Below are 13,326 nucleotides of genomic sequence, written 5' to 3' on the forward strand. Positions count from 1 at the left end.
TTAACTGTAAAGATTCAGCTCCACGGTATATAGCTGGTTTTCATTAACAATGTTTAAATGATGCTTATCTGCATACAAGTGCTGCAGGCGTTGCTTCGTGTTTTGTATGCCTATCCCGCGGCGGCTGTCATTAGCAGCATTAGGATGCACCGGATTCTGGCAAAACAAATTAATACTGTCTTCCAGTATCGTTATCCTGATCACCAACTTGCTCTGTTCCTGCTTACTGATCCCGTATTTAAACACGTTTTCTATAAAGGTCATGAATATCAGCGGCGCTACAACTTTGTTCAGCGGGTCACCTGTTACACTGTAGTCTATCTCGGTTCGTTTGCCTATCCGTAAACGTTGCAGGTCAATATAGTTATTTACACATTCTATTTCATTTTCCAGCGGGACAAAGTCTTCCGTAATCTCATCGGTAACATACCGCATAATTTTAGAAAGTTTCATGATGCTGTCTGCCGTGTGTTGGTTACCCGTGACTGCAAGCGTGTAGATGTTATTCAGCGTATTAAATAAAAAATGCGGATTGATTTGCGCTTTCAGGAAAGATAATTCGGCATTTGCTTTGCCAGCCTCTGCCATAGAAGCCCGTTGTTCTGTTAAATTCCACTCTCGGGTTACTTCTACAGCAGTACTCAGGGCAATAATCATCACAAAAATAAATAGGCTGGTCGTATCTATACGCCGCCGATGTTCACCTTGTGGAGGCTGCCCAAATTCCTGATGCAAACGGGCAGTTTCAGGCTGGTGCATATCTTTAGAAAAAGGCATATCATCAGGTGGTGGCGGGGGCGCATTCCACCCTTGCTGCATTCCGGGCCTTCCAATGTCACCCCCTCTCCCAATTTGCCATCCCGGGACTGGCCGGTGCATGGGGTTAGCTCTCAGCAACCTGTCAAACGGCTGCAAAAAATAGATACCGGCAAAAAAGATTATAACGATCAGCCCATAATCAACATATTTCTTTTTCAGGAAAAACCTGGGAATGAGTACCCAGCTGTTCACATAGAATAACAAAAAATAACAAATACTAAATTCCCAGTAACTTCTGGTGAGCAGAAGATCAAATAAACTTAGTCCGCCTTCTCCTGCCTGAATAAAAACCAACGGAAAGCTGAGAAATAAAAGCCATCCGGCAAGATGTATAGCTACGGTAAACAACCTGATTTTCTGCATACACAAAGCAACTTATTTCTAAACTAAAGCATCCATAAGTATAGATAAAATGGCTGATTGTAAAGATATAACCTAAAACAAAAAGCCTCCCCGATTACTCAAAGCGGCTTTCTGTTTAGCTATGCTGTTGTTATTGATTGTCTACTTTGGTTTCAACCGCATCCTGAACAGACTGCGGAAGCGCGGAAAGAATATTGTAACCGGTAGCAGATTCGATACTTCTTACGGTACATTTGTACTGCGTCCAGTCCGAGTTGATACTGTTATTATTAGGCGTATTAACGGCAATTACGCGGGTGGTAGTAGTTACCCGGTTGATATCATTATTGCCATCGGGGATCACAACAGCAACTTTCCATACATTTGAGGGTACGTTAACATTACCGCTGGCTACCGTAGTGGCATAACCGTTAGTGCCGGTACCGCCTGTACCATAACTGCCCATTACGATATAAACTTCATTGCCCGAGGTAACCAGCGAACGCAGGTAGTTTTCCATATTAGCCCAGGTCTTTTGATTATTATTTGGCGCTTGCGGGATCATGTTATCCATCAGGAAAGTGGCGCTGTTAGCCGCCGTAGACGATGTGCGATCTGCAGACGGACAATTATGCCCGCGGTCGAAACCGGACCCTGAATAATCAGTACCCTGTACCTCATACCAGCCCGCAGGAAGGTTGGTATCTGCGCGAAAATTATTTAACCTGTCTGTAGAGCCAAGGCTGCTGCTACCCAGGTACCAGCTTACCCAGTTCGGCGTACCCCGGTCGCGGTTATAGCTTTCGATGTAATAAGTCTGGTCGATCAGGTAATTTGCAGGGTAAGAAGTGTTGTTCACCGCGCTGCTGGGATTTCCCATCAACAGATTGGTGTTATCGCCAACAGAACCTGTACCGCCGCCGGTAGAGCCGCTATCGTAGCTGTTCACGGTAACGTCGTCGATATTGATGCGGTTAGAACCACCGCTCACCTTGCGGATCTGGAACCGTAAGGAACCGGATTGATTAACCGTAAATGTGGCTGTATTAAGTGTATGACTGCTAACGCTGATGGTTGAACCTACCTGCGAATAGGTACTGCCACCATTTGCGGATACCCACAACTGGAAGCTGGAAGCACCGTCTGAGCCATAAGTAGCATATTGGGCAGTAACGGTTGAAGCGCCCGTACTTACATCAAAGTTCATCCCTAAAGTGCCGGTGCTGGTTATCCGTACCGACTGGGAGCCATTTTTTGCATCACCACTCAGTGAGCCGATGAGCGCATTATCCAGCGTCCATGAACCGCTTGTTAGCGAGACAGAACCAACGGCGTACGCTGTTTTCGTTCCCGATTCAAAGGTTTCAATAAAAGTTTGGCTAATGGCCTGAGTAGATTTTGCACCTGCTGCAAAAGGTGTAGTCGAATCTACAGGCAGCGCCTCTTCCTTTTTACATGAGGTAAAGATCAGGGACGCCGCAAGGACGTTAAGGAGTAGAAATTTATTTTTCATTATCTGTTGAGTTGAGCCTGCTTTTACGGATGGCCGCAAATACTGTTGTCAACTCAAGATGAACAGATTGTTAAAGAACGGTTGGTGATGGACTAACAATTGGACACGAGGTACGAGTTCGCGTCAACCCGTTGCCAAGGTATTTATAGATATATGGTGACTATAGTGGTTCGATGAAAAAATATCTTCAGCAAAACAGTCTTTTTTAAAACTCGGGACTATTTATAAAATATACAAGCCGCTACGGGAGCAGGGTCGTCCCGATTAAAGAGCATAGGCCACATAAAATAACAAATCGTATAATGGAAAATATTATTCACTATCTCGAATTGGCTAACCTACTTTTACACTTTTAACAAAAGGCATTGCTGTAGCCAAAACTAAAGCAAGCTCGTCGCCGATGGCGGCCTTAAAAAGATGTTATCTTTTATAATTTTTGCAATTCGTATTCCAAATTACTTGAAACCTTTTGAAGCACCTTTAATAAGTACGGCCCTGTCGTGGCTACGCTTAAATTATAAGATAAAGGGTATTGATAGTAATTGTGTAAATGTTGTTTAATATCCTGCTGCTCTGATATGGATAACTGCAAAAATGGATTGGAGTTGTTATAATCCGCCATCACCGACAGGTGTATAAATGCGCAACCAAATTTGTAAACTGATCTTGTCCAGCCATACAGGGTATTTGCAAAATCAACCATTTGCCTATCGGTGATTTGTGTTCTTGTACCAGCTAATGTCCATTTCTCATTATTCAGGGTTTGGTTGATGTAGTGCAACCTATCGGCCGGACTTAGCGTGACCAGAAATATAACCCTCACCATTGAATCCAATTCCTGTCTTAAAATTGCGAGCATCTGACCGTACAACATCTGAGGAAATAATAAACGTGCGGCCTTGTCGTGCTCCGCTGATCTATCCCGGATTATCCGGCAAAACTGTTGTGTTGCTGTCATGTTCAAATTTGATAACTACCATTTACTAGCCTGAATTGGTATCGTGTCCTTTACGAATAGGAGCATACTGTAGCACAGCTGAGCTAAAAATATCTACTCGAAAAAGATGAAGCTTAAGGATATTGCAAAAAAGTTTCTTTAAAAGCTAATGGCTACACCCTGCGCTAGCACGGCGTACAATAATTATAATTTGCTATCTAAATATTCAACTTTGTTTGTAATGTCAAGTAACATTTCCTGTGCCTGCGTCTTAATTCTTTTTAACCTTTTACTTATCGATATAAATATTATTATTGAAAACAGAAATACTGGATAACCAACCAATAAAACACCAACAATCATTAGCACGAAGAGTAAAAATTCTCCCCAAAATGATATTGAGTATTTTAATTGTACTGTGAGCACATTAGCATTATTAAGTAAATTAAATACTCCACATTGTAAATAGTAAGCAGAATTACTTCTTGTTACTGGTTGAGTGCCGTAGGGTTCAAATAATACTGATCTTTCAGTTTTGTCTATAACTTTATAGTTGTAGGCTTCTACAGTCCGCTCTATCAGATTTACTACTGCTCCTGTTATATGTGCTTTAGAAACGATAGTCATATTCTTTTCGAGAACAAAAGATTTTGTCATGAACTTACAGCTTATAATTCATATAACAAGTTAGTCAACACAACACCGTACTGGTGATACCTTACAGCAAAAAACGCAGCCTTCTTATAAGAAAACTGCGTTTTTAGTAGCCCCGACGGGAATCGAACCCATATCTAAAGTTTAGGAAACTTCTATTCTATCCGTTGAACTACAGGGCCGTTTGCATCCGCACTTAAGCGATACGGATGCAAATATAGTTTAATTTTTAATTCGTTACCGCACTACTGATCCTGCATGCAGCTGATCTACGGGTGAAACGAAACTTAGCTTACCTTCGGTGTTCTCTGCCATCAGGATCATGCCCTGCGACAGGATGCCTTTGATCTCCCTTGGTTCCAGGTTCACCAGTATACTTACCTGTTTGCCGATGATCGCTTCCGGTTCGTAATGCTCGGCAATGCCGGATACCACGGTACGGGTGTCTATACCCGTATCAATTGTCAGTTTCAGCAATTTCTTGGTTTTGGCTACCTTTTCAGCTGTCAGAATGGTGCCCACGCGGATATCCATCGCCGCAAACTGATCATAGTTAATATTTTCCTTCGCTGGAACAATTGCCGGGGTTTCTTCTATCAATGCCTCCGCAGGCGTAGTCAGCGCATCGCTTTTTGCTTTCAGTTTATCTATCTGCTGCTGAATCACTTCATCTTCCAGCTTTTCAAACAACAGCGCAGCAGCGTTTAACTGATGCCCATCTGCCAACACAATTTCCTCATCAAAAGCGACGGTACTATTGGGCAAGTTCAGCATAGCGAAAATTTTTGCCGAGGTATTCGGCAAAAACGGCTGTAAAGCAGTCGCGAGGTGACCAATCAGTACCAGGCAGTTGTGCAAGGTATTGCGCGCATCTTCCGCATCTGTCTTGATCGTCTTCCAGGGCTCTTTCTCGGTCAGGTAACGGTTGCCCAAACGCGCCATTTCCATAGCGGTTTGCTGCGCCTGGCGGAATTTATAGCTCTCGAAGTTCGCTTCCAACTCATCGTATAACTCACTTACGTTTGTCTTCAGGGCACTGTCGGTAAAATCAAGCTTTTCGCCACCGGTAGTTATTTTCCCGTCGAAGAACTTATGCATCAGCACCATCACCCGGTTCACAAAATTACCCAGAATGGCTACCAACTCGTTATTCACGCGGGCCTGGTAATCTTTCCAGGTAAACTCGCTATCGCTGGTTTCAGGCGCAATGGCAGTCAGGTAATAGCGCAGTTCATCTATACGTGTGGGGAAGTCGGCCAGATACTCGTGCATCTCAATGCTCCACCCCCTGCTGGTCGACATTTTATCGCCTTCCAGGTTCATAAATTCATTAGCCGGAACATTTTCAGGCACGATGAATTCGCCCTGTGCTTTCAGCATCACCGGGAACACGATGCAATGAAAAACAATGTTATCCTTACCGATGAAGTGTACCAGCTTTGTTTCCTGGTCTTTCCAGTACAGTTCCCAATCCTTACCGTTATCCAGCGCCCATTGGCGGGTGGCCGAGATATAGCCGATCGGTGCATCAAACCATACATATAACACTTTGCCTTCAGCATCCGGCAGCGGTACTTTAATGCCCCAATCCAGGTCGCGGGTTACGGCACGCGGGTGCAGACCACCGTCTATCCAGCTTTTACACTGACCGTAAACATTGGTTTTCCAATCGTTCGCATGGCCTTCCAAAATCCATTCTTTCAGCCAGCCTTCGTATTTATCTAAAGGCAGGTACCAGTGTTTGGTCGGGCGAAGCACGGGTTTCTCGCCGCTTAGTGTAGAGCGTGGATCAATTAGCTCTTCCGGACTTAATGACGTTCCGCAGCGCTCGCACTGGTCGCCATACGCATTGGTATTGCCACAATTAGGGCAGGTTCCCACAATGTAACGGTCAGCCAGGAAGGCGTTAGCCTGCTCGTCAAAATACTGTTCGCTTTCCTTCTCTTCGAAAACGCCAAGCTTATTCAGATCTGTAAAGAACTGCTGCGCAGTCTCGTGATGAATAGGCTCGCTGGTACGGTGGTAGATATCGAAAGAAATGTTCAGCTTTTCAAAGCAATCTTTAATCAGCTGGTGGTATTTATCAATAATGGCGCGGGGGGTAGTCCCCTCTTTCATGGCTTGGTTGGCAATAGCGGTGCCGTGTTCGTCAGATCCGCATACAAAAACCACATCGCGCTTTTTCAAACGCAGGTAACGTACGTATAAATCTGCCGGGATATAGGCGCCAGCCAAATGGCCGATATGTTTAGGGCCGTTCGCATAAGGCAAAGCGGCCGTTATGGTATAACGTTTATATTTTTCAGTTGTCTCCAAAGTTTAAAAGGCTTTGTTTTATTTTGGCAAAGATAATCATTATAAACATGAGCATACGCCCCCCCTATCTTAAAAAAGGCGACCTGGTAGCCATCACCTGCCCGGCGAAAAAACTACCGAGGCCCATGCAAGATGCCGTACACCTCCTGGAATCATGGGGTTTGCGGGTAGTTTTGGGCGAAACAACATCGGCTGAATGGCACCAATTTGCAGGCGACGACCAGTTACGGGCAAAAGATATGCAACGCTTTATTGATGACCCCGAAGTAAAAGCAATTTTTGCCGCCCGCGGCGGATACGGTACTATTCGCATGATCGACCTGGTAGATTTCAGCCCCTTAGCTGAAAACCCCAAATGGTTGATCGGCTTTAGTGATATCACCATTATTCATGCCCACCTACTAGCTAATTACGGCTTACAAAGCATCCATGGGCAAATGCCAATTAATATTCCCGACGCTACCATCAGCTCAATACAAACACTCAAAGACGCCCTTTTTGGAGCACCGCTAATCTACCATTTGAAAGGCGATAAACAGAACAAGACGGGAAAAGCGACCGGACAACTGATCGGTGGGAACCTGACCTTGCTTACTGCCATTTTAGGCTCTGCTTCCGATATGGATTATACCGGGAAAATACTGTTCATAGAAGATGTAGGAGAATACCTGTACGCAACGGACCGGATGATCCACACGCTAAAAAGGGCAGGAAAATTAAAAGACCTGGCAGGGATTATCGTAGGCGGATTTACCGAAGTGAAGGACAACGACATTCCGTTTGGCTTCTCTGCAAACGAAATCATTCTTGAAGCCGTAAAAGAATACAATTACCCGGTTATCTTAAACTTCCCGGCGGGGCACGTCGCAGATAATAATTCGCTGATACTTGGCGCTGAAGTAAGCATAGAAACTAACACGGATAAAGCTTCCATTTCATTCATCAACAACTAAAACCAAACTTATGGCATATTTAGGCAAACTCGGAAATTATAGAAACTTTGGCCTGCTGCTGATCAGGCTCGGGCTGGGGATTATGTTCATTTACCACGGCTTCCCCAAGTTGGCAGGGGGTGAAAAAACGTGGATCATGGTCGGCAGTGCTACCAAATATGTGGGTATTACCTTCTGGCCTGCCGTTTGGGGTTTTCTGGCCGCGGTCGTGGAAACCTTTGGCGGGTTCCTGCTCATCATTGGGTGGGCTTTCCGGCCGGTTTGTTTGTTGATTCTCATCAACCTGATCGTCGCGTCAATCATGCATTTAAGAACAGATGGTTTAATGGATGCCTCGCACGCTATTGAAGATGCCATCATGTTCGCCGGACTATTATTCGTAGGCCCTGGAAGTTACAGTGCGGATAAGAAATAAGCGCTTGGAAAAATTAAAAGGGCTGCGCTTCTTCCCGGCGCAGCCCTATAGTTAGTTTAGTTTGTTACTTGATTATCTGCCGATCAGCTTATTGTATTGCTGTTCGTTACCAGACATTGGCCAGATGTAGTTAGAACTACTTGGTGCAACAGCAGCAACAGAGTTCTTAGCCGGAATAGGAAGATTTAGCCTCCATAGATCCAGCCAACGTAATCCTTCACCCAAAAACTCGATGTTTCTTTCCTGTAAAATAGCATCGGTCAGTGCAGATACGGTCGCAAAGCTGGCCGTTGTATAAGTAGTACTTGGGTCGCTACGCTGCCTCACAGCGTTAAGCAGGGCAACTGCTTTCGGGTCTACCGTATTGGTACTTCTGGCAATAGCTTCCGCATAACTCAGCAACACTTCCGGATAGCGCATTACGTTCGCGTAATCCAGGTAAGGCGAGCCGCCAGGCCATTTTAGCGAATATGACTTGCCACTCTTTGTGGTAATCAGGGTCCTTCTGGCATCAGTACTTTTCCAGTTAGCATCGGCAATAACCCCATTCGGGTTTAAATAAAACTCCGATGCGCCAAGGCCGCCGAAGTAGTTGGCCAGGGCATTTTGCGAACCTACCGCCTCTGTTGTGGTAAACGGCATAGAGAAAATAGATTCTGTTGTAGTATACGGGCTTTTGTAAACGTTCGCAACATTTGCTTGCAAGGCGTTTGCAACACCTGTTGGTGCAGAGAAAGAAGTAGTGCCCGATACAATTTTTGATGCTTCAGTAATCACCTTTGCATACTGCTGCATAGCCAGGTACACCCGTACCTTGTAAGCTATCGCTGTATTTTTATGTGCCCTGGTAGTGTTAGATACCGCATCAGTACCATAGCTTGCCGGCAAACCGGCCTCGGCCGCGTCCAAATCAGAGATAATTTGCGCATAAACCTGGGCAACGGTAGAAGGCGCCAGATCGTAATTATCATAAGCCGAGTTTCCCTTTAGTCGCAATGGCAGTCCCGGTGTGTTACCATTACTAACTACATAAGGCTGGCAATAAAAATTAAGTAACGCAAAATATGCTGTAGCACGCACGAATTTAGCTTCGCTGATATAATTAGCCGCAAGGCTCGCACCCACCACTGCAGAGCCAGTGCTGTTCATACCCTCTATAAAGAGGTTACAGTTGTTAATCACAAAATAAGCCTGCGACCAAAGGTTAAGCACTTCTGAGCTGGTACTGCTTACCGTCTCTGTCCAGGTTTGATAAGCGGTTACAGAGTTAGTGGTTTGGTTAATCCAGTTTTCGGCCTTTACATCATTATAGATCTGGTAACGGCCACCGAACAGCTGACCATTTTTCAATCCGTTATACAGGCCGTATACCTGTGCCTGAATGCGTGATGAAGTTGAGAACGGCGCCCCGCCCTGATTAGAAACCTGCGTTTGATTGTCGGGATACAGCAATTGTTTTTTGCAAGAATAACTGCTCAATAACGCCATCCCTATGATATAGATAAATTTCTTTTTCATTTCCTTTCGAGTTTAATCCTTAAAATTTAATTGAAACCCCTGCAGTTAAAGTCCTGCCGTTAGCGGCTGTATTTCTGTCTACCCCCGGGGTGCTGTTACCATTGATGGTTGCTCCGTTTGACGCCACCTCCGGATCTGGGCCGGGATACTTGGTAATTACAAACAGGTTGTAACCCGCAACATAGAAACGCACGCTTGATAACCCGATTTTTGAATACAGTGATTTAGGTAAGGTATAACCAAAATTTACACTTTTAACTTTCAGGAACGCACCGTTATAGGTGTTAAAATCTGTTGGGAAAGAAGTACCATTAGATACGTTATCACCAAAAACAACTTTTGGATATTTTGCAATCTGGCCAGGTGTGGTCCAATGGTCTAATATCACCACACTATTATTCCAGAAGCGTTGGTCTGTCAACGTTGCTTGTGTACCATAATACAGCTTGAAGCCGAACTGATAGGTAAGCAACACGTTTAAGTCAAACGCTTTGTAACGGAAGTTGTTGGTTAAACCGCCCAGGTAGTGAGGCACACCGGTACCGTAATCAACCGCATCTGCCGCCTGATTGATCGATGGCGCAGTTGTTCCGTCCATATAGGTATACTTGTTGCCAACAAAGTTATACTCTACCATTTGTCCTTTACCGTTGATAAATATCCTGCGGCCGTTAGTTGGATCTACGCCTGCCGAACGAACGATATAAAGGTCGCCGATGGAGCCGCCAACGCGGTTAATGTTGGCAATCTCCAAGCTTGAAGTTGAGTAAGTGAACGAATTCACGCCCGGCAACAAGGCCGTAATACGGTTCTGATTCCAGCTGATGTTGAAGTTCGAAGTCCAGTGGAAACGTTTAGTGCGCAGAATGTCAGCATCAATGTTTAGCTCAAGCCCGCGGTTAAACATAGATCCGATATTCACATACGGGTTTGACGGCAGACCGGCAGAAGGCGCCATTGGTATTTGCAGAATCAGGCCGCTGATGTTGTTACGGTAATAAGCGGCGCTACCAGTAATACGGTCATTAAGAATACCGAAGTCGAAACCTACGTCCAGCTTTTTACTGATCTCCCAACCCAAAGAGTTATTACCCGTTTGGTTTGGCCCCAGTGTAGGGTTACCATTGTATAAACCACTGCTGTAGAAGCCGTAAGAAGCAAAATCACCCAGGCCCGAGTTATTACCTACCTTACCATAACTTGCTTTTAGCTTAAAGCTGCTGAAAACCTTATCAGCACCAACGCCATGCCAGAACTTTTCTTTTGCTATTTCCCAACCGGCACCAAACCCAGGGAAGTACCCATATTTACGGTTGCTTCCAAAAGTAGACGAACCGTCTTTACGTACCGTGGCGCTTAAATAGTATTTCTGATCGAAATTGTAGTTAAAACGACCGAAGAAAGACACCAGGTAATTTTCGCCAATGTTGTTACTTGTGTTATTAGTAGTTACGTTAACAAAACCGGCCTGGATAACATTAAACGCCGGATCAGATAAAATGGACCGGTTTAGACCAAAGCCGGCACTCGTGCTCCGCTGCTGCTCATTACCTAATAATAAAGAGACGTTATGCTTTGCAAAAAAGGTATAGTCGAACTGGGCGGTATTATCCCATACGTATCTTTTAAACGCCGAGTAATTTGCCGTTGCGCTTGCGTTGTTGCTGGCGGCAGAACCGTTAAAGTTTGAAATCGGGTTATTGAACAGATCGTTAGTAGAATAAATGTAATCTATACCGTAGGTACTCTTCAGCGTCATCCAGGACAGGGGCTTAATCTGCAGGTACATATTAGCGGCCGTGTGGTTCAGCTCGTTATTAGACCTGTCCAGATCCAGCGCCACCTGCGGGTTCGGGTAGCTGATGGTATAGCCTTTATTGTTGTAAACACCGATAGCACCTGTAGCAGGGTTAAGGTTATAACTGCCATCGTTATTGTAAGGCCCCAGGTTAGGTGGCAATAATACGGCTAAACGGCCTAAACCAGCTGTTGCATAAGCTTCGCCGGAAAGAGAACCCGATGTTGTCGCGGCCAGGTTATACTGATCTGAATAGGATAACTTTGCTCCCATGCTAATGTATTTATTAGCTTTATGATCGATATTAAATAACATGCCGCGGTTGTCAAAATCATTCTTTTTTAATACCCCTTGTTGCTTATTGTAGTTCACCGAGCCATAGTAACTTGTTTTTTCGCCTCCGCCAGAAATACTTGCTGTAGTATTATAAGAGGTGCCGCGACGATAGACCAACTTAGTCCAGTCGGTATTTATCGGATTACCATTCGCATCTTTAGCGACTTCTGTATAAGCAAGCGCACCGTTAGCGGCATTAGTATTGTAAGAACCAGCGTTAGTCATGGCTTCGTTTTTCAACGCCACATATTGGAAAGCGTCTAAAACTTTTGGCAGGCGCATTACCTTTGTCATCCCTACCCAGCTGTCTATGCTAACAACCGCATCTCCCTTTTTGCCTTTTTTTGTCGTAATAATTACTACGCCATTCGCACCGCGGCTACCATAAATTGCGGTAGCAGAAGCATCTTTCAAAATGTCGATGGTCTCGATATCTTCTGGATTGATATTACCGAGGGCATTACCGCCAGAAGATCCACCACTGACATCGCCTGTAAAGCTCACTACCCCGTCAACTACAATCAGCGGCTGCGAACTTAAGTTGATAGAGTTGGTACCGCGGATGTGAAATACGGGCGGAGTGTTTAATACACCGTTAGGGACGGTAATCTGTACACCTGAAGCCTTACCCGCCAGCGCCTGCTGAAAATTCTGGACTGGTTGCTGGGCAATGTCGCCGCCCTTAACCTGTGAAATACTGCCCACGTTTTCGCGTTTACTTTGTGTACCGTAACCGGTTACTACAACCTCATTCAAAGCACTAGCAGCACCTGTTAATGTTACATTTAAACGACTGCCGCTTACCAGGTGAGATTGAGTAGTAAAACCGATAAAAGAGAATACTAAAGTCTGGCTTCCGGCCGGAACTTTGATAGAATAGCTTCCATCGCCACCAGTTTGGGTACCAATTTTTGTACCTTTTACCACGACGCTTACACCTGGCAGTGGTAAGCCGTCTTCTTTTCCGGTGACTACACCGGTGACTGTTCGGGTTTGCGCATAAGCTGTTGAGCCCAGCATAATCAAAACCCACAAAAAATTACGTAGAACTTTTTTCATGCGTTTATTAGTTTGTTTAATTAGCTCTATAAAAATAATTTTTATTGGCTTTTTCTAATAAAACACACAAATTATTTGAAATATCACTTAAAAGTTCAATAAAATTTAAAATTATATCAAAAATTCACTCTAAAAAGGGGTAATTTTTGACAGTATATCATTAAAGGCATTCATTTTTACTAAAAATTAGAGGTTTTAAAGCAATTTTTTAATCTAATTTTACATTTATATCTAAATTGATACATTAAAATGAAATTTATTCATCAAAAAATCATTTAAAACCCATAATTAAAAATTCAAGAAGCAAAATTTTCAAGTTTCTATTGATATTTAAGACAAATGGACAAAAAAATCAATCACATATGGAAATGTCCTTGATTATTTGAAAAACAAAGAATTTAAGGGTGAATTTTTAGATAAAAAGCAACAATATTATAAGGATTAACAAAAAACCCTCAAAAAAGCAAAATTCAGCAAATTTAGTACTAATTAAGTCGATGTTATTGGGGAGTACGCTTTAGCAGACCTATTTACAGAAGTGACAAAACATTCATGAAAGGGGAATTCACCAACGGGCATTAAAGTGTTAAATTGTAGGTACCAAACTTCAATTAACATGTCATCCCAAGTAGAATTCCCTTTATTATTTGATCGTTGTGCAGGAAT

General features: G+C 44.0%; 9 protein-coding genes and 1 tRNA gene. 2 read left to right on the top strand and 8 right to left on the bottom strand.

The features are described 5' to 3' along the window. From MUY27_RS19915 to metG, 6 genes are all read right to left on the bottom strand, one after another. Positions 1-1,182 carry a sensor histidine kinase gene (locus MUY27_RS19915; RefSeq protein ID WP_245133136.1) on the bottom strand — a complete coding sequence of 394 codons (1,182 nt, stop codon included), beginning with the start codon at positions 1,180-1,182 and terminating at the stop codon, positions 1-3. A 130-nt stretch (positions 1,183-1,312) separates the two neighbouring features. Continuing rightward, complete coding sequence (locus tag MUY27_RS19920; protein WP_245133138.1) at positions 1,313-2,674, bottom strand: DNA/RNA non-specific endonuclease; 1,362 nt, start codon at positions 2,672-2,674, stop codon at positions 1,313-1,315. Positions 2,675-3,101: 427 nt separating this feature from the next. Further along, positions 3,102-3,500: a hypothetical protein gene (locus MUY27_RS19925; RefSeq protein ID WP_245133140.1), complete on the bottom strand. Its 399-nt coding sequence runs from the start codon at positions 3,498-3,500 to the stop codon at positions 3,102-3,104. Between the two features lie 315 nt (positions 3,501-3,815). Further along, positions 3,816-4,268, bottom strand: coding sequence for a hypothetical protein (locus MUY27_RS19930; RefSeq protein WP_245133141.1), 453 nt, complete (start codon positions 4,266-4,268; stop codon positions 3,816-3,818). Between the two features lie 107 nt (positions 4,269-4,375). Then, positions 4,376-4,447 (bottom strand) — tRNA-Arg (locus MUY27_RS19935). A gap of 55 nt (positions 4,448-4,502) precedes the next feature. Then, positions 4,503-6,581, bottom strand: a complete 2,079-nt coding sequence (gene metG, locus MUY27_RS19940; RefSeq protein ID WP_245133143.1) for a methionine--tRNA ligase — start codon at positions 6,579-6,581, stop codon at positions 4,503-4,505. 47 nt (positions 6,582-6,628) lie between these two features. Here metG and MUY27_RS19945 point away from each other — a divergent pair, with 47 nt between their 5' ends. Together MUY27_RS19945 and MUY27_RS19950 are read left to right on the top strand one after the other, a co-directional pair. Continuing rightward, complete coding sequence (locus MUY27_RS19945; RefSeq protein ID WP_245133146.1) at positions 6,629-7,534, top strand: S66 peptidase family protein; 906 nt, start codon at positions 6,629-6,631, stop codon at positions 7,532-7,534. A gap of 10 nt (positions 7,535-7,544) precedes the next feature. Then, on the top strand, positions 7,545-7,949 hold the full coding sequence (locus tag MUY27_RS19950; protein ID WP_245133148.1) for a DoxX family protein: 405 nt from the start codon (positions 7,545-7,547) through the stop codon (positions 7,947-7,949). A gap of 72 nt (positions 7,950-8,021) precedes the next feature. Here MUY27_RS19950 and MUY27_RS19955 read toward each other — a convergent pair whose 3' ends face one another. Continuing rightward, a complete protein-coding gene (locus tag MUY27_RS19955) occupies positions 8,022-9,467 on the bottom strand; it encodes a RagB/SusD family nutrient uptake outer membrane protein (RefSeq protein WP_245133151.1) in 1,446 nt (481 codons plus the stop codon). Positions 9,468-9,486: 19 nt separating this feature from the next. Continuing rightward, positions 9,487-12,660: a SusC/RagA family TonB-linked outer membrane protein gene (locus tag MUY27_RS19960; protein ID WP_245133153.1), complete on the bottom strand. Its 3,174-nt coding sequence runs from the start codon at positions 12,658-12,660 to the stop codon at positions 9,487-9,489. Between the last annotated feature and the right edge of the window lie 666 nt (positions 12,661-13,326).

The organism is Mucilaginibacter straminoryzae (assembly GCF_022953055.1).
GTDB classification, from domain to species: Bacteria; Bacteroidota; Bacteroidia; order Sphingobacteriales; family Sphingobacteriaceae; genus Mucilaginibacter; species Mucilaginibacter straminoryzae.

Excerpts from the sequence above, each read along its gene's own strand:
- MUY27_RS19955 (WP_245133151.1), bottom strand. The coding sequence starts at position 9,467 with ATGAAAAAGAAATTTATCTATATCATAGGGATGGCGTTATTGAGCAGT.
- MUY27_RS19920 (WP_245133138.1), bottom strand. The coding sequence starts at position 2,674 with ATGAAAAATAAATTTCTACTCCTTAACGTCCTTGCGGCGTCCCTGATC.
- MUY27_RS19915 (WP_245133136.1), bottom strand. The coding sequence starts at position 1,182 with ATGCAGAAAATCAGGTTGTTTACCGTAGCTATACATCTTGCCGGATGG.
- MUY27_RS19925 (WP_245133140.1), bottom strand. The coding sequence starts at position 3,500 with ATGGTGAGGGTTATATTTCTGGTCACGCTAAGTCCGGCCGATAGGTTG.
- MUY27_RS19930 (WP_245133141.1), bottom strand. The coding sequence starts at position 4,268 with ATGACAAAATCTTTTGTTCTCGAAAAGAATATGACTATCGTTTCTAAA.
- MUY27_RS19950 (WP_245133148.1), top strand. The coding sequence starts at position 7,545 with ATGGCATATTTAGGCAAACTCGGAAATTATAGAAACTTTGGCCTGCTG.
- MUY27_RS19960 (WP_245133153.1), bottom strand. The coding sequence starts at position 12,660 with ATGAAAAAAGTTCTACGTAATTTTTTGTGGGTTTTGATTATGCTGGGC.
- MUY27_RS19945 (WP_245133146.1), top strand. The coding sequence starts at position 6,629 with ATGAGCATACGCCCCCCCTATCTTAAAAAAGGCGACCTGGTAGCCATC.